This is a genomic window from Arthrobacter sp. PTI12, from assembly GCF_056679915.1.
This window is the reverse complement of record NZ_CM155256.1, coordinates 3176809-3199185: the sequence shown is the minus strand read 5'-3', so window position 1 is coordinate 3199185 and position 22377 is coordinate 3176809. Positions and strand designations below refer to the sequence as shown.

General features: G+C 63.4%; 22 protein-coding genes and 2 riboswitches. Of the genes, 12 read left to right on the top strand and 10 right to left on the bottom strand.

Going from position 1 to position 22377, the window contains the following annotated elements; translation table 11 throughout:
- Positions 1-26: 26 nt before the first annotated feature.
- Positions 27-269, bottom strand: a complete 243-nt coding sequence (locus AC1MBU_RS15265) for a hypothetical protein (protein ID WP_157358966.1) — start codon at positions 267-269, stop codon at positions 27-29.
- A 62-nt stretch (positions 270-331) separates the two neighbouring features.
- The gene (locus AC1MBU_RS15260; RefSeq protein ID WP_479787849.1) at positions 332-1396 is read right to left on the bottom strand and encodes a M4 family metallopeptidase; all 1065 of its coding nucleotides are present in this window, start codon (positions 1394-1396) and stop codon (positions 332-334) included.
- Between the two features lie 117 nt (positions 1397-1513).
- Here AC1MBU_RS15260 and kynA point away from each other — a divergent pair, with 117 nt between their 5' ends.
- Positions 1514-2371 carry a tryptophan 2,3-dioxygenase gene (gene kynA / locus AC1MBU_RS15255; protein WP_479787848.1) on the top strand — a complete coding sequence of 286 codons (858 nt, stop codon included), beginning with the start codon at positions 1514-1516 and terminating at the stop codon, positions 2369-2371.
- A gap of 21 nt (positions 2372-2392) precedes the next feature.
- Positions 2393-2989, top strand: a complete 597-nt coding sequence (gene dcd, locus AC1MBU_RS15250; RefSeq protein WP_277357384.1) for a dCTP deaminase — start codon at positions 2393-2395, stop codon at positions 2987-2989.
- A gap of 97 nt (positions 2990-3086) precedes the next feature.
- Here the strand turns inward: dcd and AC1MBU_RS15245 are convergent, their stop codons facing one another.
- Positions 3087-4436, bottom strand: a complete 1350-nt coding sequence (locus AC1MBU_RS15245; RefSeq protein ID WP_277357383.1) for an MFS transporter — start codon at positions 4434-4436, stop codon at positions 3087-3089.
- A 177-nt stretch (positions 4437-4613) separates the two neighbouring features.
- Between AC1MBU_RS15245 and AC1MBU_RS15240 the strand changes: the two genes are divergently transcribed.
- Genes AC1MBU_RS15240 through mnhG form a run of 6 tightly spaced genes read left to right on the top strand, consistent with a single transcriptional unit; the run spans position 4614 to position 10997 of the window.
- Positions 4614-7652 carry a Na+/H+ antiporter subunit A gene (locus tag AC1MBU_RS15240; protein ID WP_479787847.1) on the top strand — a complete coding sequence of 1013 codons (3039 nt, stop codon included), beginning with the start codon at positions 4614-4616 and terminating at the stop codon, positions 7650-7652.
- Positions 7649-8146: a Na(+)/H(+) antiporter subunit C gene (locus AC1MBU_RS15235; protein WP_277357381.1), complete on the top strand. Its 498-nt coding sequence runs from the start codon at positions 7649-7651 to the stop codon at positions 8144-8146. The genes AC1MBU_RS15240 and AC1MBU_RS15235 overlap by 4 nt, the downstream gene beginning before the upstream one ends.
- Positions 8143-9783 carry a Na+/H+ antiporter subunit D gene (locus AC1MBU_RS15230; protein WP_479787845.1) on the top strand — a complete coding sequence of 547 codons (1641 nt, stop codon included), beginning with the start codon at positions 8143-8145 and terminating at the stop codon, positions 9781-9783. The genes AC1MBU_RS15235 and AC1MBU_RS15230 overlap by 4 nt, the downstream gene beginning before the upstream one ends.
- A complete protein-coding gene (locus AC1MBU_RS15225) occupies positions 9783-10352 on the top strand; it encodes a Na+/H+ antiporter subunit E (protein ID WP_277357464.1) in 570 nt (189 codons plus the stop codon). Before AC1MBU_RS15230 ends, AC1MBU_RS15225 begins: the two co-directional genes overlap by 1 nt.
- Positions 10349-10606, top strand: a complete 258-nt coding sequence (locus AC1MBU_RS15220; protein ID WP_056544404.1) for an MrpF/PhaF family protein — start codon at positions 10349-10351, stop codon at positions 10604-10606. The genes AC1MBU_RS15225 and AC1MBU_RS15220 overlap by 4 nt, the downstream gene beginning before the upstream one ends.
- Before the next feature lie 7 nt (positions 10607-10613).
- Complete coding sequence (gene mnhG, locus AC1MBU_RS15215; protein WP_056544401.1) at positions 10614-10997, top strand: monovalent cation/H(+) antiporter subunit G; 384 nt, start codon at positions 10614-10616, stop codon at positions 10995-10997.
- Between the two features lie 42 nt (positions 10998-11039).
- Here the strand turns inward: mnhG and AC1MBU_RS15210 are convergent, their stop codons facing one another.
- Both AC1MBU_RS15210 and AC1MBU_RS15205 read right to left on the bottom strand, forming a co-directional pair.
- Positions 11040-12521 (bottom strand): HNH endonuclease signature motif containing protein, encoded by a 1482-nt coding sequence (locus tag AC1MBU_RS15210; RefSeq protein WP_479787844.1) that lies wholly within the window; start codon positions 12519-12521, stop codon positions 11040-11042.
- Positions 12522-12620: 99 nt separating this feature from the next.
- Positions 12621-12881, bottom strand: coding sequence for a DUF4235 domain-containing protein (locus AC1MBU_RS15205; RefSeq protein ID WP_056543288.1), 261 nt, complete (start codon positions 12879-12881; stop codon positions 12621-12623).
- Positions 12882-13023: 142 nt separating this feature from the next.
- Positions 13024-13139: riboswitch (TPP riboswitch) on the top strand.
- 55 nt (positions 13140-13194) lie between these two features.
- Here AC1MBU_RS15205 and AC1MBU_RS15200 point away from each other — a divergent pair.
- The 4 genes from AC1MBU_RS15200 to AC1MBU_RS15185 all read left to right on the top strand — a co-directional run bounded on the left by AC1MBU_RS15200 (position 13195) and on the right by AC1MBU_RS15185 (position 16740).
- The gene (locus tag AC1MBU_RS15200) at positions 13195-13806 is read left to right on the top strand and encodes an ECF transporter S component (RefSeq protein ID WP_056543290.1); all 612 of its coding nucleotides are present in this window, start codon (positions 13195-13197) and stop codon (positions 13804-13806) included.
- Between the two features lies 1 nt (position 13807).
- Positions 13808-15301 carry an ABC transporter ATP-binding protein gene (locus AC1MBU_RS15195; RefSeq protein WP_479787842.1) on the top strand — a complete coding sequence of 498 codons (1494 nt, stop codon included), beginning with the start codon at positions 13808-13810 and terminating at the stop codon, positions 15299-15301.
- 2 nt (positions 15302-15303) lie between these two features.
- Positions 15304-16095 carry an energy-coupling factor transporter transmembrane component T family protein gene (locus tag AC1MBU_RS15190; RefSeq protein WP_479789808.1) on the top strand — a complete coding sequence of 264 codons (792 nt, stop codon included), beginning with the start codon at positions 15304-15306 and terminating at the stop codon, positions 16093-16095.
- Between the two features lie 132 nt (positions 16096-16227).
- On the top strand, positions 16228-16740 hold the full coding sequence (locus AC1MBU_RS15185) for a sigma-70 family RNA polymerase sigma factor (protein ID WP_056543299.1): 513 nt from the start codon (positions 16228-16230) through the stop codon (positions 16738-16740).
- A gap of 14 nt (positions 16741-16754) precedes the next feature.
- Here the strand turns inward: AC1MBU_RS15185 and AC1MBU_RS15180 are convergent, their stop codons facing one another.
- The 5 genes from AC1MBU_RS15180 to AC1MBU_RS15160 form a co-directional block, all read right to left on the bottom strand.
- Positions 16755-17324, bottom strand: coding sequence for a COG4315 family predicted lipoprotein (locus AC1MBU_RS15180; protein ID WP_082565800.1), 570 nt, complete (start codon positions 17322-17324; stop codon positions 16755-16757).
- Positions 17325-17469: 145 nt separating this feature from the next.
- Complete coding sequence (locus AC1MBU_RS15175) at positions 17470-19071, bottom strand: multicopper oxidase family protein (protein WP_479787839.1); 1602 nt, start codon at positions 19069-19071, stop codon at positions 17470-17472.
- Positions 19072-19241: 170 nt separating this feature from the next.
- On the bottom strand, positions 19242-20447 hold the full coding sequence (locus tag AC1MBU_RS15170) for an O-succinylhomoserine sulfhydrylase (protein WP_277357462.1): 1206 nt from the start codon (positions 20445-20447) through the stop codon (positions 19242-19244).
- Between the two features lie 88 nt (positions 20448-20535).
- On the bottom strand, positions 20536-21069 hold the full coding sequence (locus tag AC1MBU_RS15165; protein WP_277357374.1) for a rhodanese-like domain-containing protein: 534 nt from the start codon (positions 21067-21069) through the stop codon (positions 20536-20538).
- Positions 21070-21075: 6 nt separating this feature from the next.
- A riboswitch (SAM riboswitch) is annotated at positions 21076-21201 on the bottom strand.
- Positions 21202-21506: 305 nt separating this feature from the next.
- Positions 21507-22361 (bottom strand): aminodeoxychorismate lyase, encoded by an 855-nt coding sequence (locus tag AC1MBU_RS15160; protein WP_479787835.1) that lies wholly within the window; start codon positions 22359-22361, stop codon positions 21507-21509.
- Positions 22362-22377 lie beyond the last annotated feature (16 nt).

Below are 22377 nucleotides of genomic sequence, written 5' to 3'. Positions count from 1 at the left end.
CGCGGTTACCGGCGTCTTGGCGGACCTCAGCCGGGCGCCTGACCGGATTCCTGACCCGAGTCTTCTCCACGCTGGCTGGACGAGGCGTCTTTGACCCACTCCACCAGTTCCTTCCAGGGGCCTTCCACCGCGCTCTCGGCGACGGTCACTTCCCGGTAACCGATAGCGATGTGGTAGACGTAGCGATCGCGTTCAGCATCCTCGACTCCGCTGTTGTCCGCACCCTCCAGGAGGGGCAGCCAGCGTTCCTCCGCCTCGGTGGAGCTCACCTCCACACTCCACGTGCGGGTCAGCCCGGCGAATCCGCCCGAACGCGATACCTCAATCCGCGTCACAGCACGCCCACTTCCCGCCACGCATAACGGACCGCGTCCGCCTCCGATGACCCGTCCCCGAATCGGGCGATGGCGGCTTCAACGGTTACGGAAGCGAACAGCGAGAAATCGCAGTCCGTGGGAACGCGGCCACCGGTTGCGGCGTCATACCAGATCTGCCCACAGCCCTCCCACGCATTTCCGCCCAGCCGTGCAGCTGCGATGTAGAAGGCATGGTTCGGGATACCGGAATTGATGTGCACGCCGCCGTTGTCCGACGTGGTGTCCACGTAATCCGCCATGGTGGCGGGCTGTGGATCCTTGCCGAGGACGTCGTCGTCGTAAGCGGTTCCCGGCGCCTTCAGCGAGCGCAGCGCGCGCCCCTCCACCTCGTCAGTGAAGAGGCCTTCACCGACCAGCCAGCTCGCTGCATCTGCAGACTGGCCCAGCTGACGCTGCTCGACCAGCACGCCGAAGACATCCGAGATGGATTCGTTGAGCGCGCCCGACTGGCCCTGGTACCGCAGGTTGGAGGAGTACTGCGTGAATCCATGTGCCAGTTCGTGGCCGATCACCGTGAGCGACGCCGTGAAACGACCGAAGACCTCACCGTCACCGTCTCCGAACACCATCCGGGTGCCGTCCCAGAACGCGTTGTCATACTGCTGCCCGTAGTGAACCGTGGCATCCAGTGGCAGGCCCGAGTTGTCAATTGACGCTCTTTTGTACACCTCGCTGAACAGCTCATACGTCGCACCAAGGCCGGCATACGCTTCATCCACCGCTACATCGCCCATAGGCGGATCGCCTTCCCGGCGGACAATCTGTCCAGGCAGGGATTCGCTGCCGCCTGCGTCCGCTATGGTTCGGCGAAGGGCCAGGACGACGGCGGTACCAGCTCCCCGCGATGGATCCCTGGGAGCTGTGGCGCGGGCATGATGGATCGGGTCCAACTCCACCAGTGCGCGCCGGGCGGCGGCCGCGGCAGACTGATGTTCCGGAGCTTCGAGTCCAGCCAGCCGTGCCAATAGGTAGGGCGGAACAATGCTGCAGCGAACGTGGGACGGTGTGGGTGGGATCATGGCGCCTCCTCGGGTTCCCCCAACCTAGCGGCCGCCCCTGACAGTCTTCAATGGCAGTCTCCAAAGGCGCGATCGCGGTGGCGCAGTTCACTGGTGCGAAGAACTACGCTGGGAGGCATGAGCGTGGAGCGGAATACCAGAAACCTTGAAGCAGGCATCGAAAAGGATTTCTCGGGGAAGATGAGTTATGGGTCCTACCTCGCTCTGGACTCCATTCTTTCCGCGCAGCATCCGGTCAGTAGGCCGGAACACCATGATGAAATGCTGTTCATTATCCAGCACCAGACCTCCGAACTCTGGCTGAAGCTTGTCCTGCATGAGCTCGGTGCGGTCCGTACGCACCTGCAGGCGGATGATCTACGGGCAGCCATGAAGGGCATAGCGCGCATCAAGCATATTCAGCGCTCGCTGACCGAACAGTGGTCTGTTCTGGCGACGCTCACGCCGTCGGAATATGCGGAGTTCCGCGGTGCGCTCCAGGCAGCCAGCGGGTTCCAGTCCTACCAGTACCGTGCCGTCGAATTCCTGCTCGGCAACAAGAACGCGGGAATGCTGCAGGTGTTCGAAAGTGACGCTGAAGCTTTCGAGCTCCTGTCGCGGCTGCTTCGGGAAACCAGCATCTACGACGAGTTCATTGCCTACCTCTCGCGTCGCGGCTACTCCATCCCCACGGAACTGCTTGAACGGGACGTAACGCGCGCGCATGAGTTCAACCCCGGGCTGGTCCAGGTCTATAAGGAGGTGTATGAGGACGCTGCCGGTCACTGGGACGTCTACGAGGCGTGTGAAGAGCTCGTGGACCTGGAGGACAACTTCCAGCTATGGCGGTTCAGGCACCTGAAGACGGTGGAGAGAACCATCGGCCACAAGGCCGGAACCGGCGGGTCTAGCGGAGTCGGGTTCCTGCAGAAGGCGTTGGAACTGACATTCTTTCCCGAGCTGTTCGCAGTGCGTACCGAGATCGGCCAGGCCTGACCGGTGCGGTATTTTTAGACGGTGCTGATCTCCGACCGCGACATCCGAACCGAAATTGCCGCCGGGCGCATCGCCCTCGACCCCTATGAACCGGAGATGGTGCAGCCGTCGAGCGTCGATGTCCGCATCGACCGGTTTTTTCGGCTTTTCGATAACCACAAGTACGCGCACATCGACCCGGCCGAGAATCAGCCAGACCTGACCCGACTGGTGGAGGTCGCTCCGGATGAGCCGTTCATCCTCCACCCGGGCGAGTTCGTCCTCGGCTCCACGTATGAGAAGGTCACACTTCCTGACGACATCGCGGCGCGCCTCGAGGGCAAGTCCTCGCTTGGGCGTCTGGGTCTGCTCACCCACTCGACGGCAGGCTTCATCGATCCCGGTTTCTCGGGTCACGTCACCCTTGAGCTGTCCAACATGGCAACCCTACCGATCAAATTGTGGCCGGGTTCCAAAATCGGCCAGCTCTGCTTCTTCAAGCTCACCTCGCCCGCGGAGCACTCCTACGGTTCGGGACAGTACGGCAACCGCTATCAGGGCCAGCGGGGGCCGACGGCGTCGCGTAGCCATCTGAACTTCCACCGCACCGAAATCGCCGAAGAAACTGCTTCCCGCTGAGTTCCTGCTGAGCGGGCTTCGCAGCGCCGGACGTGCTTCGCAGCGCGGGACGTGCTGTGAAGCGCGGACGTGCGTCCGCGCTTCAAAACCAGCGGGGCTACGGAGCAGGAACGACGGCGGGAGTCACCTTTGCGGGCGGCTTCACCGGGAGCAGTACCAGCAGGCCGGCCAGCAACACCACCAGAATGCCGAGGATCCCGAACCGCTGTTCCCCGAAGATGCCGATGAAGAGGGAGAACAGTGCCGGAGCCAGGAAGCTCACCGCACGGCCGGTGGTGGCATACAGCCCGAACATCTCGCCCTCCTCACCCCGTGGTGACAGGCGTGCCAGGTAGGCGCGGGAAGAGGCCTGTGCCGGACCCACAAACAGGGTGAGCAGGAGCCCGAAGATCCAGAACGTCGTATCTCCGCTCCAGCTCAACCCGAACATCTGCTGATCTGCCGCTCCAAGGACCATCACGGCGGTGCCCGCGACCAGGAGACCGATCAGCGACACGATGATGACCATCTTGGGACCGACGCGGTCATCGAAGTAGCCGCCGATCACTGCACCGATTGCAGCGATGACATTACCCACGATGGCGAACAGAATAACTTCGCTGAGTTCGAAACCGAATGTTCCGGCAGCGATGATGCCGCCGAAAGTGAACACCGCCGCCAAACCGTCACGGAAGATGGCGCTCGCGAGCAGGAAGAAGATGGTGTGCGGGCTGGTCCGGTAAATCGCCTTGATGCGCCGGAAGAGTAATCCGTAGGAGGCGAGGAAACTCAGGCGGTCGGCCTGTCGCTGGCGGGGGACTTCAGGAACCGCGAACATCACCGGGAGTGCGAAGGCAAGAAACCAAAGAGCGGAGAACACAGCGACCAATCGGATGTTCAACGCTCCCTCGGTGCTGGACCCGAACCAGTCGAAAACCGGCTGGACAAAAGCGACCAGAACGATCACCAGGGCCACGATCCCGCCCACATATCCCATTGCCCACCCGAACCCGCTGACCCGTCCCACGCTGGACGGGGTGGAGATCTGGGCAAGCATGGCGTTGTAGTTGACGCCGGCGAACTCAAAGAAGATATTCGCGGCCGCGATCAGCGCAACGCCGAGGATCAGCAGTTCAGGCCGCGGAAAGACGAAGAAACACAGGGCGGTCAATGCCGCGACGGCCAGGCTGTTCACGCCCAGCCAGAGTTTGCGGCGACCGCCCACATCTGAGCGTTGACCCGTTACGGGCGCGAGGAGCGCAATGAGCAGGCCGGCAACTGCCAGGCCCCAACCGAGAACCTCCGACGCATAGGTTTCCCCACCGAAGGCGTCGGACGTGAGATAGACGGTGAAGACGAAGGTGGTCATGACTGCGTTGAAAGCCGCTGACCCCCAGTCCCATGAAGCCCACGCAAGCACGGGCTTGGAAAGGAGTCGTCCAGGGGGGTGTTGGGAGTCCGTGCTCATAGGCTGCATGCTATCCGCTGCGGACCAACAACTGGGTGAGGGCCGCTTTTATTCCCTTGCCGGCGACTTGTGCGCTGGGCAGAACCGGGAGGCAGCGTCGAGTATGCCACGGGTAGAATAGACACATGCCCTTGACCGTCAGCTGACCGTCTCACTCTGAGAGATCAGGAGATCATCGTGCTATCCGTGCTCATCGCCCTCTTCGCGGTGGCCGCAATAGCGCCCTTGATCTTCCGCCTGATGGGCCGCTCGGCCTTCTATCTCCTTGCTGCGGTACCTGCAGCGGGATTCGTGTGGCTGCTGGTGACCTTCGCCGATTACATCGACGCGGACCAGCTCAGCGGCAACGGCCAACCCAACGCACCGCCGTCCGTGGTCGTCCCCTGGATTCCCCAGCTTCAACTGGAACTGGCCTTCCGCATGGACGCGCTGGCCGCGGTGCTCAGCATCCTTGTTCTCGGCGTCGGGTCTCTGGTGCTGTTCTACTGTGCGCGCTACTTCAAGCAGGACGATGCCGACATCGGCCCGTTCGGTGCCCAGCTCCTTGCCTTCGCGGGGGCCATGTTCGGTCTGGTCATCGCCGATGACCTCATCCTCCTGTTCATCTTCTGGGAACTGACAACAGTTCTGTCCTACCTACTGATCGGATACTCGAGGCATCGCCTCTCCGCGAGGCGTGCTGCGCTGCAGGCGCTCATTGTGACCACGCTCGGCGGGCTGGCCATGCTCGTGGGCCTCATCGTTCTGGGGCAGTCAGCCGGGACCTACCGGCTCTCGGACATCCTTGCGCGTCCAGACTCGCTCACCGGCCCTGCAGTGGAGACGGCGATCGTCCTGATCCTGGTAGGTGCGCTCTCCAAATCCGCATTGGTGCCATTCCATTTCTGGCTTCCCAGCGCCATGGCAGCACCCACGCCGGTCAGTGCCTACCTGCATGCTGCCGCAATGGTGAAAGCCGGCATCTATCTCATTGCCCGGTTTGCGCCTGGGTTTTCCGACACACTGCTGTGGCCGCCGATCGTCCTCAGCCTCGGTCTCGCAACGATGATCTTCGGCGGGTGGCGCGCCCTGCGCCAGCATGACCTGAAGCTCCTTCTCGCCTACGGCACCGTGAGCCAGCTGGGTTTCCTGACCATCGTTGTTGGCCTGGGTGGCCAGGAAGCTGCGCTTGCCGGACTGGGGCTCCTGCTTGCCCACGGGTTCTTCAAGGCGACGCTCTTTCTCGTGGTCGGCATCATCGATCACCAGTCCGGTACCCGTGACATCCGGAAGTTGTGCGGGATCGGCCGGTCTGCGCCGGTGCTTGCCGTGATCGCTGTTCTCGCGGCCGCGTCAATGGCCGGAATACCTCCGCTCCTGGGGTTCGTGGCCAAGGAATCCGTCTTCGAGGCATTTGTCCACCGGGCGGAGGAGGGGCCGGTAGGCATGGTGATGCTCGTCGGAATTGTTCTGGGCTCCATGCTGACCTTCGCGTACAGCGCCCGCTTTATCTGGGGTGGTTTCGCCAGGAAGTCAGCGAACCCAACGCCATTCAAACGGGTTGAGCCGTCCTTCCTGTTCGCTCCGGCGCTGCTGGCCGGTGCATCGGTCGTCTTTGGGCTGTGGCCGACGCCGCTCGACTCGGCGATCCAGCCCTACCTCAGCACCTTTCCGGCGGGAGAGGAGACTCCCCACCTGCTGCTCTGGCACGGCGTCACGCCGGCGTTGTTCCTGTCCCTGCTGTCGATCGCGGGCGGCCTGACGCTCTTCCTGCTGCGTGATCGCTTCGAACGGCTTCAGACCAGGGTTGCCCCCGACATCGACGCCGAGCGGAACTACAAGGCCGTTATCGGTGTGCTCGATGACGTGGCGGTCTGGCTCACCGGCCGAACTCAGCGAGGTTCGCTGGCGTTCTACCTGTTTGTCATCCTCACGATGGCGATTATCACGCCGCTGAGCGCCCTGATCTTCTTTGATGCACCGGTTCCGCAGGACTGGTACCTGGCGGACTCGCCGGCCCAGCTCATTGCCGGCGTCGTTATCATCCTTGGCGCGATTGCTGCGCTTCGGGCGACCAAGCGATTCATGGCCGTGATCATGGTGGGTGTCACCGGTTACGGGATCGCACTGATCTTCGCGCTGCAGGGCGCTCCGGACCTGGCGCTGACCCAACTGCTGGTCGAGACGATCGTTCTGGTTGCATTCGTCCTCGCGTTGCGGTCCCTCCCAGCGCGCCTGTGGCAGCGGGCCCCTGGCCGCAAATACCGGCTCCTCCGCGCGGTCCTGGGCATCTCCTTCGGCTCGGTGATGGTGGCGATCGCGATGTCGGCAATGGCTTCCCGGGTGGCGGAACCCATCTCGCTGAGCTTTCCCTCGCTTGCTTACGACGACGGCGGAGGCGCCAACATCGTCAACGTCACTCTCGTGGACATCCGGGCATGGGACACCTTCGGCGAAATCAGTGTGCTCGCGATCGCTGCGACCGGAGTCGCGAGCCTGATTTTCATTCGTGGCCGTGGCGACGGAAGAGTGCGGGCGGACGGCGTCAAGAGCGGTACGGTCGGGCGGGGCAAGGAACCGATCGACGCGTACGGTAGGGAGGCCGCAGCCTTGGAACTGGCCAAGAAGTTCGCGAGCTCCGCGAACGACGCCTGGCTGGTTGCGGGCCGGACCCTTGCACCGGAACGACGCTCCATCATCTTCGAGGTGATTACCCGTCTGCTCTTCCACTCGGTGATCATTTTCTCGATCTACCTTCTGCTTGCCGGGCACAACCTTCCGGGCGGTGGGTTTGCCGGCGGACTGATGGCAGGGCTGGCCCTGACCATCCGCTACCTCGCCGGCGGCCGCTTTGAACTGGCTGAGGCTACGCCGATCAGTGCCGGCCTGCTCCTTGGCGGAGGTCTTGCAACGGCGGCGCTGACGGCTATCGTGCCGGTGTTCCTGGGCGGTGAGGTGTTTCAGAGCGCGATCATCGAGACAACCTGGCCCGTATTCGGGGACATCAAGTTCGTGACGTCGACCATCTTCGACATCGGGGTCTACCTGGTGGTGGTCGGACTGGTGCTTGACGTGCTGCGCAGCCTGGGCTCCGAGATCGACGAACGCAGCGAAGGCGTCACCGCAACCATCGATGCAGGAACGCCTGAACCGACGAAGACGCCTGAGGCGAAAACCTCCGAGGCAAAGACGTCGCAGACGAAGACCAGGGACCCGGAAGAAGGGGTGGCTCAGTGAGCGTCAACATCACGCTGCTTGTCATCATGGGTGCGCTCTTTGCTGCTGGGATCTATCTGCTGCTCGAGCGGAGCCTGACCCGGGTACTGCTTGGGCTGATCATGCTCACCAATGGAGCGAACATGCTGCTCCTGGCCGGCGGTGGAGCCGCGGGCAAGGCGCCGCTGTACTCGGCTGATATTCCGGCCGAGGAATATAGCGATCCCCTACCACAGGCCTTGATCCTTACCTCCATCGTGATTTCCTTCGCCGTCACCGCCTTCATGCTCGGCATCATCTACCGTTCGTGGGTCCTCGGACGCCAGGACGAAGTGCAGGATGACATTGAAGACCGGCGAGTGGCGTCGCAGAGCAGCTTTGACGCCGAAGACGACGCCGAGGTGCCCATCGAGACCACAGAATTTACGCCGGTTGAGGAAGCCGAAGAAGCACCGGGCGCCCAACGTACGGCAACCGCCAGAAGAGCAAACAAACCACGGACGGAGGGGCGATGAACATAGCAAATCTTGCGCCCCTGGCCGTCGTTCTTCCGTTTCTCGGAGCGGCACTGGCGTTCGTGCTTATCCGGCATTCGCGTTCCCAGCGGGCCGTCAGCATCACAACATTGTGTGTGACCCTCCTGATCGAGATCTTCCTGCTGATCGACACCAGCGGGAAAGGCACCACGGCGGTCTTCATCGGCAATTGGGCGGCGCCGTTCGGCATCACGATGGTTGTGGATCAGTTTTCTGCCCTGATGCTCGTGGTGTCCTCCGCAGTCAGCCTGGCAGTCCTGATCTATGCCACGGGCCAGGGAATGACAGACGGGGACGAAGACGGTCCCATCTCGATCTTCCATCCGACCTACCTGATTCTGGTGGCAGGGGTCTCCAATGCGTTCCTCGCAGGTGACCTGTTCAATCTGTACGTGGGATTCGAGATCCTGCTGACCGCAAGTTACGTGCTCATGACCCTCGGAGGCACCACGCCGCGCATCCGTGCGGGGGTGACCTACGTCGTCGTCAGTGTGGTGTCATCGATGCTGTTCCTCATCAGTATTGGAATGATCTATGCGGCTACCGGCACCATCAATATGGCGGACCTTGCGCTGAAGCTTGCGGACATTGATCACGGAACGCAGATGATCCTGCACCTGATGCTGCTGGTCGCTTTCGGCATCAAGGCTGCGATCTTCCCGTTGTCCTTTTGGCTCCCTGACTCCTATCCGACTGCCCCTGCGCCCGTCACCGCTGTGTTTGCGGGTTTGCTGACGAAGGTTGGCGTGTACGCCATGGTCCGGACCGAAACCCTTCTGTTTCCCGGAGACCGCATCAACACGCTGCTGATGGTGGTTGCGATGCTCACCATGATCGTCGGAATCCTTGGTGCGCTGGCGCAGTCGGATATCAAACGTATGCTCTCTTTCACGCTGGTCAGCCATATCGGTTACATGGTCTTCGGGCTCGCCATTTCGACGGTTATCGGTCTGGGAGCGACGGTGTACTACGTTGCGCACCACATCATTGTGCAGACCAGCCTGTTCCTCGTGACCGGGCTGATTGAACGTCGGGGTGGGACGGCCAACATGGACCGGCTGGGTGGACTCGCGAAAATCTCCCCGCTACTGGCTCTCTTGTTCTTTGTTCCGGGCATGAACCTGGCCGGCATTCCGCCGTTTTCCGGCTTCCTTGGCAAGCTGGGACTGCTGCAGGCCGGTGTGGAACTGGGAACGCCGTTGGCGTATGTGCTTGTGGGTGCGGGAGTGCTGACGAGCCTGCTGACGCTGCTGGTGATTGCACGGGTGTGGAACCGGGCCTTCTGGCGCCGGCCGGAGGATGCAACCCACCCCGATCCCATCCTGATGGCAACGTCAGCCGACGGCTCAGCCGTTCGAACCTCACGGAGGGTTTCAGGGCATAGCACCGGAAAATTTGCGGGCCGGACTGCCGTGAACCTGTTGCCCCGCAGCATGGTTGGCGCTACTGCCGGGCTGGTGCTGCTGGGCGTCAGCCTGACCCTGTTGGGAGGTCCGCTGTTTGCCCTCAGTGACCAGGCGGCACAGCAGATGCTTGAGCGGACACCCTATATTGACGCTGTCCTGGGCGAAGGCGCTACCGAAGCGGCCACCGAAGCGGCAGGAGCAACCCCATGATGTCCAGACAAAAGATCCCGCTCCGGGTCGAACTGCCGCTGCTGGTCTGGCTCGTCATCGTATGGGGAGCGCTCTGGCAGGACTTCAGCCTGGGAAACATGGTGTTCGGAGCGATCATCGCGTTTGCTGTCGCCAACCTGCTGTATCTCCCGCCAGTTGAGCTCAGTGGGCGGTTCAACGTGCTCTATGCCGTCGGATTCGCCGGACGGTTCCTGCACCAGTTGGTGCTGGCAAGCTTTCAGGTATTCTGGCTGGCACTCACCCGGGGCCCGAAGCTGCAGAACGCAGTTGTGGCTGTGCGCTTGCGCAGTCCGTCCGACCTGCTGGTCACCGCGACCGGGCATGTCCTTTCCCTGATTCCGGGATCCCTGGTGGTGGAGGTGGACCGCTCCACATCCACGCTGTATCTGCACTGCCTGAATGTCACTACCAGGGACGACGCCGAGAAGGTGCGCCAGAACGCCCGGCGTACCGAGGAATGGCTAATCCGGGTCATGGGCACCCGGGAGGACCTGGCGCTGCTCGGCACCGATGCGCCGCACCACCTCGACGGAAGGGGACACCCGTGAACGTGATTCTCGGAATCATCGCTGTAATCCTCGGAGTCTCGGCGTTGTGCGCCATTTACCGGGTGGCGCGTGGTCCTTCGATCCTCGACCGGGTGCTGGCCGTTGACGTTCTGCTCGCGATTGTAGGTGGCGCGCTCGCTGCTGACATGGTCTTCAACGGGCACACCAACAGCCTCGTGATCCTCGTGGCAACGTCCGTCGTCGGATTTATTGCTTCGGTGACGGTCGCCCGGTTCGTCACGGAAAAGAAGTGAGCCGCTGATGGATGCTGCCCTGGATGTCCTGACCGCCGTTTTGCTTCTCGGTGGAGCGCTCATGTCGCTGGCTGCAGCCGTCGGACTGTTGCGGTTTCCTGACCTGCTGAGCCGCATGCACGCGGCAACCAAACCCCAGGTGCTGGGACTGTTGTTGTTCCTGTTGGCCATCGCGGTGCAACAGCGCTCCTGGGCAGTTGTGCCCGTCCTGATCGTCTGCTGGATCTTCCAGTTGCTCACTGCGCCGGTGTCGGCACACATGGTGGGACGCGCCGGGTACCGCACCAAGCACCTGCGCAAGGACCTGCTCAGCATGGACGACCTTGATGATGTCGTGGAACACGCGGCCACCCGGCGCCGTGAGGCCGGGGACCGTGCGTCCGGCGAGTAGGCCCAGCCAGTAGGTTACTGGCTGCCGCAACACTGCCGCTGATCACGGTGGTGCCGTGTGGGTGCCGGCGCCGGCATCGGTGCCGGCATCGGTGCCGATGTGGGTGCGGGTGCTCCTGGACGCGTTGGAGCTCATGCCGGTGTCAGAGCGCGCGAGGTGGTTGTGGATGGCTTGTTCTACTTGCCAGTAGCGGTTGCGTTTGGGTGTTCGTTGCGGGTCGAGGTATGTCGGTGGTGTGAACCAGGGGATTCCGTGGACTGATTCGACTGTCCAGTTTCCTTCGTGGATCTGGTGGTGGTGTCGGGTGCAGAGCAGCACGCCGTCGTGGATGTTGGTGGTTCCGCCTGCAGCCCAGGGGATGATGTGGTGGGCTTCGCACCAGGTTGCGGGTGTGGTGCAGTCGGGGAACGCGCAGCCTTTGTCCCTGGCCACGAGCGCCCGTCGCAGGTGCGGTGGGAAGAGACGTTGGGTGCGGCCGATGTCCAAGACCTGACCCTTGCCGCCGAGAACGAGCGGGAGGATGTCGGCATCGCAGGCAAGCTTGCGGATGCTGCGGGCACTTATCTGTTGGGCGAAGACCGAATGCCCGTCATGTCCACCGTGCCCGTCGTGTCCGCTGTCTGCCAGGTCTTTGAGGAGGTCACGGTAGTTGATGGTGACCATTACCTGGGGTCGGTGTCCTCCGGTCGCTGGAAGACCATCACCTGTTAGCGCGATCCGGCATGCTGAAACCAGCCCGTCGAGCAGGTTCTGTTCACGGGTCGGCTCGTCGGGCGCTGAAACGGTGCCCTGAGTTCTGGGGTTGGCGGCGGTGTTCATGACGGTGATGAGGTGTTCGAACTGCTCATCGGTGGCGCCGATTTCCATGAAGTGCAGTCCGTGGCGCCTACCGCGCAGGAACACGCCCTGACGTGCACGCAGCGTTTTTTCGGTGGGCTCGGTGCCGTCCTGATCGATGATGTCTTCCCAGCGTTGGGCGAGGGCCCGTAGGACGTCTTCGTCGGACTCGACGGCCTGGCGGACCAGGTGCTCTTCCATGGCATCCAGCTCACGGCCGGTCGCGACGGTGGAGACCCGGTGTACGGCGTTGCGGATGATGGTGGCGGCACGGCTGCTGAGCGCACCGACCTTGGTCGCTTCAGCCAGCACACCCAGGGTAGGTGCGGCGGTGGCGCCTGGCCCGGGAACCTCGGGCAGGACGTCATGTCCGAGGCGTAACCGGCGGTTGGCTTCGGAGCGGCTGATACCGATTTTCGCCCGCAAATAGTCCGCAGTGTTCTTGTACGGGTCCCGGGCGTCAACGGTAGCGAGTTGGTGGTCCTCAGCGGCACGGGCAACCACAGTCTGCAAGTGATCGACCAGGTTGGAGAGCTGCTCAACCTCGACCAGGGTCACCGCGACTTCCTCAGGCCGAAGCGTCAGGTAGTTGGACTCGAGATCCCGCACGTAAGCCAGTAAGCCGGACCGCATCCCACCCAGGAGAGACGTGTCCTCCGGGCGGGGTTCGAGCAGTGCGACGGCCATACCCAAATTTTATCGAACACGTGTACTAACCGCGACCGAAAACCACCAATGTGCAGGACAAGTCAAACCGACTTATCCACAGGCCTGCAAAGGAGTGGCCTAGGTGAGGTGGCGGGTGCGCTCGTAGCGGTGGATGGCCCGCTGCGTGGTGCGGTTGGTGAGCACGCGGATGGTGGTGCTGACCGAACCCGAGATCACGGCGAACGCCAGCGCCGACCGGAGGCTGTTCTCCAGACCCTCTTTGTCCTTCGGTGGCTCGTTCCCGGTGGCACGCTTCCAGATGAAGTCCACCAGTTGCGTGCCCACGAGGCCCGCTCCGATGCCCAGTCCAACGCCCATCAGTTTGAAAATCGTGTTCATGGTGCCTCTTTCAGTCGGCTTGGCTTTGGTCCCAGCCTAGCGTTATAGCGGTGATCCATGGAGGGTCCGTGGGTCATCCAGGGACAACCACAATTACGACGACGGCCCCGGCACGGCCCCCGGTGTAGAGTTGGTATCGCTCAAACAACGACAGGGGAGCGCAACCACGTAGGTGGTGGGCGCTGAGAGTGCGGATCACCGCAGACCCTCGAACCTGATCCGGTTAGTACCGGCGAAGGGAGTCGAGTTCTCGAGGCTTCACGGCGTCCTGCCGGAAAGCCTTCCCCTCCTGTACCCAGGAGGATCAACAATCATGACTGCAACACAAAGCATTACCCCGTCCCAATCCCGGCGCCGCTATGAGTGGCGTGTCGTCGATATTGTGGTCGCCTCGGTCATCGCGGTGGCCGTGGGCGTCATCTTCTTCGCCTGGTCCGCCGGCTACAGCGGCATTGCCGCGGTAACAGCTGCCTTTCCGCCTCTCGCCGGGCTGTACTCAGGCGGCTGGCTCATTGCCGGGGTGCTGGGCGGACTCATCATTCGCAAGCCAGGCGCTGCCATCTACTGCGAGGTACTTGCGGCGGCCGTGTCTGCGCTGATCGGAACGCAGTTCGGCATGGCGGTCCTTCTCTCCGGGCTGGTCCAGGGCATTGGCGCGGAACTGATTTTCGCACTGTTCCTCTACAAACGCTGGAACCTCGGCGTAGCTCTGCTCGCAGGTCTGGGCGCCGGACTTGCCCTCGCCATCAGCGAAAACATCATGTACAACGTCGAGTGGACCTTGGACTACAAGTTGATGTACGGAGTCTTCGCCGCCATTTCCGGTGTTGTGCTCGCCGGTCTGCTGCCGTGGCTTGCCACGCGCGGCCTTGCAAAGACCGGTGCCCTGTCCGCGTTTGCCGCAGGCCGCACGGCAGACGTCTAGCATGACCGCCGTCGCGGAGCCCGTCCCGGCGTCGATCACAGCGAAGGGCTGGGGCTGGCGCCACCCCGGACGAACACGCTGGGCCGTCCGAAACATCGACCTGACGATCGAGCCGGGTCAGCGTGTCCTCCTCCTCGGCGCTTCCGGCGCCGGAAAGTCCACACTGCTGCATGGACTCGCCGGCGTCCTGGGAGATCAGGACGAGGGCGAGCAGGCCGGCGAACTCACTATCGACGGCGTCAGCCCGGCTGACTCACGAGGCCGCTCCGGGCTGGTGCTCCAGGACCCGGACAGCCAACTGGTGCTCGCCCGGGTCGGCGACGAAGTGGCGTTCGGTGCCGAAAATCTGGCCGTGCCGCGGAACGAAATCTGGCCACGCGTACGCCAGTCGCTGGACGACGTCGGCCTCGATGTCCCGCTGAATTCCTCCACCACCGCGCTGTCCGGCGGTCAGAAGCAGCGGCTGGCGCTTGCAGCAGTCCTCGCGATGCAACCCGGGTTGCTGCTCCTTGACGAGCCGACCGCCAACCTGGATCCTGCCGGAGTACTGGAAGTGCGTGATGCCGTTCTCCGCGTACTCAACCGAACCTCGGCGACGCTCGTTGTGGTGGAGCACCGAGTTGAGATCTGGGCTGACGTCGTTGATCGGGTAGTGGTGCTCGATTCGGACGGCGGCATCCTCGCCGATGGTGCTCCGGCTACAGTGCTCCGGCACGAATCCACGCGGGCCAGGCTTATTGAGGCAGGAGTCTGGGTGCCGGGTTACCGGCCGGAGACACCAACAGTTCGTACCGGCTCCGGAACGGACCTGCTGCAGGCGTCCGGGCTGTCCGTTGCGCGCACCAAGCGTGGACCGGCAGTTCTCAGCGGCGTCGACCTCACTCTGCGACAGCAGGAAGCAGTCAGCGTGTTGGGGCCCAACGGTGCCGGGAAATCAACGCTCGCGCTCACTCTCGCCGGGCTGCTCCGCCCCCGGGGAGGCGGACTGACAGCTCTGGAGCCGCTCGCCCGCGGCGCCGGCGCGACACCATATGAGTGGAAGTCCGCCGACCTGGTCAACCGGATCGGCACGGTTTTCCAGGAGCCCGAACACCAGTTCCTCACCAACACAGTGCGTGAGGAACTGGAGTTCGGCCCGCGCAGGGTGGCCCGGCTTACCGAGGAGGAGGTACGACGGCGGATTGACCCCATCGCCGAGCGGCTCCGGCTCACGGGGCTGCTGAAAGCGAATCCGTTCACGCTGTCCGGTGGTGAAAAGCGACGGCTGTCCGTTGCCACCATGCTCGCCACCAACCCGGACATCCTCATCCTGGACGAGCCGACCTTCGGCCAGGACGCCAACACCTGGGCGGAGCTGGTAACCCTGCTGGTTGAACTCATCCACGGGGGGACCTGCGTGGTTTCGGTGACGCATGACCGCGAGTACACGGCAGCGCTCGGAAGCCGCATTGCGGCCGTTGACGGTACGTCCGCAACGCTGGAGGCGGCGGCGTGAGCATGAACGTGGTGAATCCCACCGTCACCGGAACGGTGCTTCCGCGGGCCAATCCGCTCTCGAAGCTCTTCGCGGCTGTGGTGATCACCGTCGTCGTGATGCTGAGCGTGGACTGGGTGAGTGCCGGCGTCGTCCTTGGCAGTGAACTGCTGCTGCTCCCGCTGCTGGGCATCAGCGTGCGGAAGCTCTTCCTGAGGACGTGGCCGTTTGTTATCGCGGCGGTGGTCGCCGCGTACGGCACCGCGCTACTGGCTGAAAAGACCGGACGCGTTCTTCTCGAGTTCGGGCCCGTTCTATTCACGCAAGATTCAGTCAACGCCGGGCTCGCGATTGGCCTACGTGGGCTCGCAATCGCGCTGCCCGGGCTATTTCTCCTGACCACCACCGACCCGACGGACCTTGCCGATGCCCTGGCGCAGCGGCTGAAGGCGCCGCACCGGTTTGTGTTGGGAGCACTCGCCGGAATGCGGCTGGTCGGCTTGCTGTTCGACGAATGGCGCACATTGGGCCTCGCCAGGCACGCCCGCGGCGTAGGGCATGAGGGGAACCCGGCAGCGCGGTTCGGGCATTTTCTGGGGCAGGCGTTCGGGCTCATGGTCCAGGCCATCCGCAGGGCCACCCGGCTGGCTGTGGCCATGGAGGCTCGTGGTTTCGGAGCCGGTCCGCGCACCTGGGCCAGGGAAAGCACCTTCAGCCGAGTGGACGTCGTCGTTGTCCTGGTGGGTGTGCTGATCGCAGCGAGCGCCGTGACCGCGGCGGTCCTCGCCGGCACCTGGAACTTCATTTTCGGCTAGCAGGCCCCTGTTCCGGATGCGCTCCGGGGGTGCATCATGAAGGCAGCGTTTCGAAAAGCGCAGGCTTTTCCCAACGTTCCATCGTCTCAATGGGTAGGTACTGCGGTGTGATGTCGAACGTGGGGAACGAACATGGCCGATGGACAGGCTGACTGGCTGAGCGTGATCAGGGACAACCACCTGCGCCCGCTGAGGCGCTTCGTCCGTCGTCTGACAGCGGACGCCTTTCTGGCTGACGAGGTGGTCCAGCTCACCCTGTTGCGGGCGTGGGAGCATCCGGTGATGCGCGGTCACAGCGAGCTTGAAATCCGTGCCTGGCTCTTTGTCGTTGCCCGGAACATCCTGGTGGACTCGTTCCGCAGCGGTTTCCGCCGCCACGAGTTCGATGTGGACGAGGTTCCGGATACTCCTTCCGATGACGAGGTCGAGCAGTTGCTGACCTCGTGGCTGCTGACGGATGCACTGAATGAGCTGTCGCCTGAACACCGCGACGTGGTACTTCACTTCTACTTCCGCGGCGAGACAGCGGCGGAGATTTCACGGTCCCTGTCCATACCGGAAGGGACCGTGAAATCCCGTCTGCACTACGCTTTGCGCTCCCTCAAGAGTGCCCTGCTTGCCCGGGATGTGGCCTCGAGCGGTTAGCCGCGGCCGTTACCTTACTGGATCATCTCGCCGTCAGGGGCTACGACGTACCACACCTCGTTGACGCCCTGGCCGTTGGTGTCACCCGGAGCCTCATCTTCGGCGAAGTAGTAGATCGGCATGCCGTTGATCGTGACCTGCAGTTCACCCTCGGGTGTTTCAATGGTGCCCACTTCGCCCGTAACGCCTTCCACTTCGGGTGTCTCGCTGTCGCTGAGCACCGGCGGCCAGGCTTCAAGGCAGCCGCCCTCACAGGCGCTCACCCCGGAGTTCGCCTCGTCATTGGTGAAGTAATAGACCACCATGCCTTCGGAGTCGACGACGATCTCACCCAGGTCGGTCTCGGCGACACCGAGCGGCGTTCCGACGGTTCCGCCGGCCGCTGCTTCACCGGATGGTTCCTCGGAAGCCCCCTCCGTTGTCTCCGCCTCGGTGGGCTCAGCGCTTGTCGGTTCTTCTGCCGGCGTGGTTTCTGCGGCTGGGGGGCTGGTCTCGGTCTCGGTTGAGGTGGAGCCGCCACAGCCGGTCAACGCCAACAGGCAAACGGCGATGACGGCGAACAAGACACGCATTGCTTTACTCATGTTGATTCCTCCCGTAAACACCCCCTGGACACCCGGGGGATGGGAGTGGCCACTCGACCCCTCTGCTGGGAAGACGCACGAACTACCCCGGATGGTTCAATTTGCGGGAGAACTCACAGGTGAATCCCAGCTTCAGGTCGCCGCGCTACCCGACAGGGCTGTCGAAGACCGGGCGTGCGGCGGTGATGGGGTCGTTGGGATCCGGTTCACCCTGCAACAGGCCGACCCTGAACTGCAGCATCATGTCGTGGTCCTCATGGGGGAGGTTATGGCAGTGAACCATGTAGCGGCCTTTCTGGTGTTCGAACCGCATTATCGCCTGAACGGTCTCGTTCTCACCCACGTACATGACGTCCTTCGGGCCCTCCTCATAGCTGAAGGGGCGCTGTCCGTTCCGGCTGAGGATGTGGAAATCAACCAGGTGGATGTGCACGGGATGGAACCAGCCGCCCGACTTGTTTTCGATTTCCCAGATCTCGACGTCGTTGGCACCGGGATTGGCGATGACCTTCTGGAAGTTGCTCGCGATCACATCCGCCCAGCTCATACCGTTGATCTTCCACTCCCCGTTCTGGCGCTCCACCCGTAGCCGGCGGGTGGCCTTGGCCATCGCCCGGGTCAGCTGCATCGGACTGCTGTTAGCGAGGACTGTGGGAAGTGTCAGCGCAGTCGGATCATTGCGGTCGAAGGCGTCGTCCGTGACGTCAAAGGCCATGACCCGGCGGGTATTGCCGAACTCGATGTTGTTGGGGTTGGAAACGTTCTGCAACTCAATCCGCTGACCCGCCCTGTACTTTGAGAAATCGATCAGGACCTCATAGCGTTCCGAGTTGGCATGCCGGTACTGGGCCACCGGGATCGCGCGAGGCATGAGTCCGCCGTCGGTCGCCACGACTGTCAGCGGCTCCCCGGTGCTGAGCTTGAACCGGAATGATCTTGAGATGCCGCAGACCAGCACCCGGAAGCGGTAGATCCGGCGCTTGACCTTCATGAGCGGCCAGGGGACCCCGTTGACCAGGTTGATGTCACCCCAGAGGCCACTGTGGTTGTGGTCGTCATAGTTTGCGTTTCCGTCGGCGCGCAGCTGGATGTCGCTCACCATGAGCGGCACGTCGAATTCGCCCTGCGGTAGTAAGGCGCGCTCAGCCGGATCGTGGATCTGATACATGGCGACAAGGCCCGAGTATGCGTTCTGCGCCGTGTAATGGACGCCGTGGTCGTGATACCAGAGTGTGCGTGCGGGTTGGAAGTTGGGGTAGTGGTAGTCCTTCCGGAACCCGGGCAGCGTGGTGTCGGAGGCGTAGCCGTCGTATTGCGGCAGGGACGCTGAACCGTGCAGGTGGGTCGACGTTGCCATCGGAGTCCCGAAGTCGGGATGGGCTTTCGGCAACTGGTTCCGCATCGTCACAACGGCATGCGTGCCCTGATCGATGGAAATGGTGGGACCCGGGAAGATCCCGTTGTAGCCGAGGATGCGTGTCTTCAGTCCCGGAACAAGGGAGGCCGTCGCAGCCTTCTGGGTCACGTTGTAGAAGTTCTGCGGTTTCCCGTCCAACGGGTTGATTCCCGTCTTGTACGGCGCCAGGAACGGCGGACGGGTGAACGCGAGCTGATAGGGCTTGAGCTTTGAGCCGTCCAGGACCGGCGCGGACTTCGCGCTGATGGAGGCCAGGGGAGCGGTGAGGGTCGCGGCGGCCAGAGCACCGAAGCCGCCCATCGCCAGGAAATTGCGCCTGCTGACAGACATGGGAACATCCCTTCCAAAGGTGTTTCTTTTGGTGGGACGCGCATCGGGGTGCGTTGAAAACGCCCGCCCAGACTACGTACTCGATGTGTGCCTCAGCAGCAAGATTGCTCCTGCCTTCTTGGGGAAACCTTGGACGATCGTTTGGGTTACGGGGTGAGGCTACCCAGACATCAGGAAGTGAGTGCCTTGCCCAGATCAGTCTGCAGGTCGCTTACGTCTTCAAGGCCCACCGAGAGCCGGATGACGCCGTCGGTCAAGCCGATTGCGGCACGCCCTCCTGGACCCATGGCGCGGTGTGTGGTGGTAGCAGGGTGGGTGATCAGCGTCTTTGAATCGCCCAGGTTATTGGAGATATCGATGACTTTCAGGGCATCGAGCAGCGCAAAGGCGCGCTCCTTCGCCTTTCCCTCGGGTGCATCCAGTTCAAAGGTCACCACCGTGCCGCCGGCTGTCATCTGGGCGGCAGCGAGATCAAACTGCGGGTGCGATTCGAGCAACGGGTAACGGACCCAGTTCACAGCCGGTTGGGCTTCAAGCCAGCGGGCGAGGGTCAGCGCCGAGGACGAGGAGTGGTTCACCCGCAGGGAAAGGGTTTCCAGTCCCTTGAGGAGGGTCCAGGCATTGAATGACGACAGCGCGGGCCCGGTGTGCCGCATGAGTGTCTTCACCGGACCCTCGATGAACTCCCTGCGGCCGAGGATCGCGCCGCCCAGCACCCGGCCCTGCCCGTCGATGTGTTTGGTGCCGGAATAGACGACGACGTCGGCACCCAGTTCCGTACACCGCTGCAGCAGCGGTGTGGCGAAGACATTGTCGACGACGACCTGCGCACCGGCCGCGTGGCCGAGCTCAACGACCGCCCGGATATCGACGATCTCCTGCATCGGATTGGACGGCGACTCGAAGAAGACCGCCGTGGTGGGAATGCTCAGTGCTTCCTGCCACTGGCCGAGGTCCCAGCCGTCCACGAAGACAGTCTCCACACCCCAGCGCGGCAGAATCTCGTTGAGGATGACGAAGCACGAGCCGAAGAGGCTGCGTGAGGCAACAACGCGGTCGCCCGAGGCCAGGAGGGCACCGAGCGCGGTGAAGACGGCAGACATGCCGCTGGCTGTGGCGAAGCACGCCTCCGCACCCTCGAGCAGGCGAAGCCGCTCCTGGAACATGGCGACAGTCGGGTTGCCGTACCGGGAGTATACAAAGCGGTCGACGTCCCCGGTGAAGGCTGCCTCCGCCGCCGCAGCAGAGGAATACACAAAGCCCGAGTTCAGGAAGAGCGCCTCGGACGTCTCCTCGAAGTTGGACCGTGCCAGCCCCCCGCGTACCGCGAGGGTATCGGGTGACCAGGCAGCGCCGTCGTCATCCGGGCGTTGGATTCGGGGGTAGCCGCCGTTCCCCGCGATGGGCTCACGGCTGGCCGCCGGAGAGAACGACGACGGCGCGGGCTCACTTACTGGCGTGTGCTCATTCACGGGCGTCGCCACGGTCCGTTGCCGAACGGGCAGCGCCGGTCCGTTCTGTGATCGCGGTCTGTCCTGTGGTCGTTGCGTGATCTGTCGTATCCGTGCTCTCTGGGGCTTCTTCTGCATGCACTGTGGTGGCGAGGCCGCTGGAGCGCCAGCCGCCGTCGGCCTCAAATCCGTGCAGCACGTTGTAGGCAGTGTGACCGGCGGCGGTGGCATTCTGTGCTGCTGCCACAGAACGGACGCCGGAACGGCACAGGAAAAGCAGTTCGCGGCCCTTGAGCCCGTTCAGCTGGTTGAGGAAGGAGACGTTACGGCTGCCGTCGGAGCGCGTCCACTCGAGGAAGAGGGGGACGGTCCCGGCGTCGGTGAGGTCGGGAACGCCGACGCTCCGCCATTCCTCGACAGTGCGGACATCCACCAGCACGGCGCCCTTGCTGACGCGTTCCACCGCATCACGTGCGGTGATGTTGCCGGCATAGCCGTTGCCGGGCCGGGAATTCGCCGGGGGATGGGGGTTGGAATGCAGTGCCATTGTGTCTCCTCACGCTGTGCACGCTGGTGATCATGGGATGTGATCGTTGTGCCGAGTAGTCACCTGAGGCACCCCGCCGTGAAAGAGGGTTGCCGTCCAGCAAGTCAGGGCTTGGCGCTGGCACTCGTTACTCCGGAATGAACGTAGCACCGGCGGCGCCATGCCTGCCATGCCGGGCCGTAACGTGCGGTAACGCCCGTGGTACTCGGGCCAAAGGCGCCGGGGCGTGGCAGGTCCGAGCCAAAGGCGCCGGGGCGTGGCAGGTCCGAGCCAAAAGCGCCGATGCGTGGCAGGCCTGAGCCAAAAGTGCCGATGCGTGGCAGGTTCGTGGGGATGTCCCCACGATCCTGCGAATTCCCGGCACTTTTGCGGGTGGGGCAGGAGACGGACGAGTGGGCCAGGGAACGGGCGGTCGGGCTGGGGGACGGGCGCTCGGGCTAGGAAACGGACGCTACGAGACCGCTCAACTCCGCGGTCAACTCCGGTGAAACCGTCACCGGCTTTCCGTCGATGGACTCGACCTCGGCGAGCCGACGGACGCTCGAAATCAGCCAAACGCCGTCAGACGCGAACAGGTCTTCCGGCACGAGCGGTCCGTAACCCAATTCCCAACCTGCCTCGCGCGCCGCCGCAAACAGTGCGCCCTGCGAGGTGCCGGGGAGGATCCCGCTCTCAAGCTGAGGCGTGATGAGGTGCTTGACGCCGTCGATGACCCGCGCAATCAGGACCGTCGAGGTCGGGCCTTCGAGGACCTTGCCGTCAGACGAGGTGAAGATGACATCGTCGGCGCCGTGCGAGCGGGCGTAGCGGACCGCCGCCATGTTCACCGCGTAGGAAAGGGTCTTCGCGCCCATCAGCAGCCACGGAGCACGCTGGGCAACCGTGCTGTCATAGCCGCGGTCAAGCAGGAGGACCGACAGCCGCTGGCCGCGCAACCCGACCGGTACGGCGGACACCTGGACCCACGCGGTGGCTCCCGCCTCTGGTTCGCCCCGGGTGGCGACGACCTTGACCACGAGTTCGCCGTCGTCGTCGGCTGCCGCCAGCGCGGTGGTGATGGCGCGTTCCCACACGTCCGACGACGGAATCTTCAGTTCCAGCGCATCGGCGGACGTCGCCAGCCGGGCGAGGTGGGCCTGCAGCTTCCGGGGAGCGCCGTTGACCGCGAGCATTGTTTCGAAGATGCCGTCACCCCGCGTGATCCCGGTGTCGGTAACCATCAGCTGCGGCTGTGCTGCGTCAGCTATGCGGCCGTCGGGACGGGCGGGGTCGAGGAACACCAGAACAGTCATGCGATCAGCATAGTGA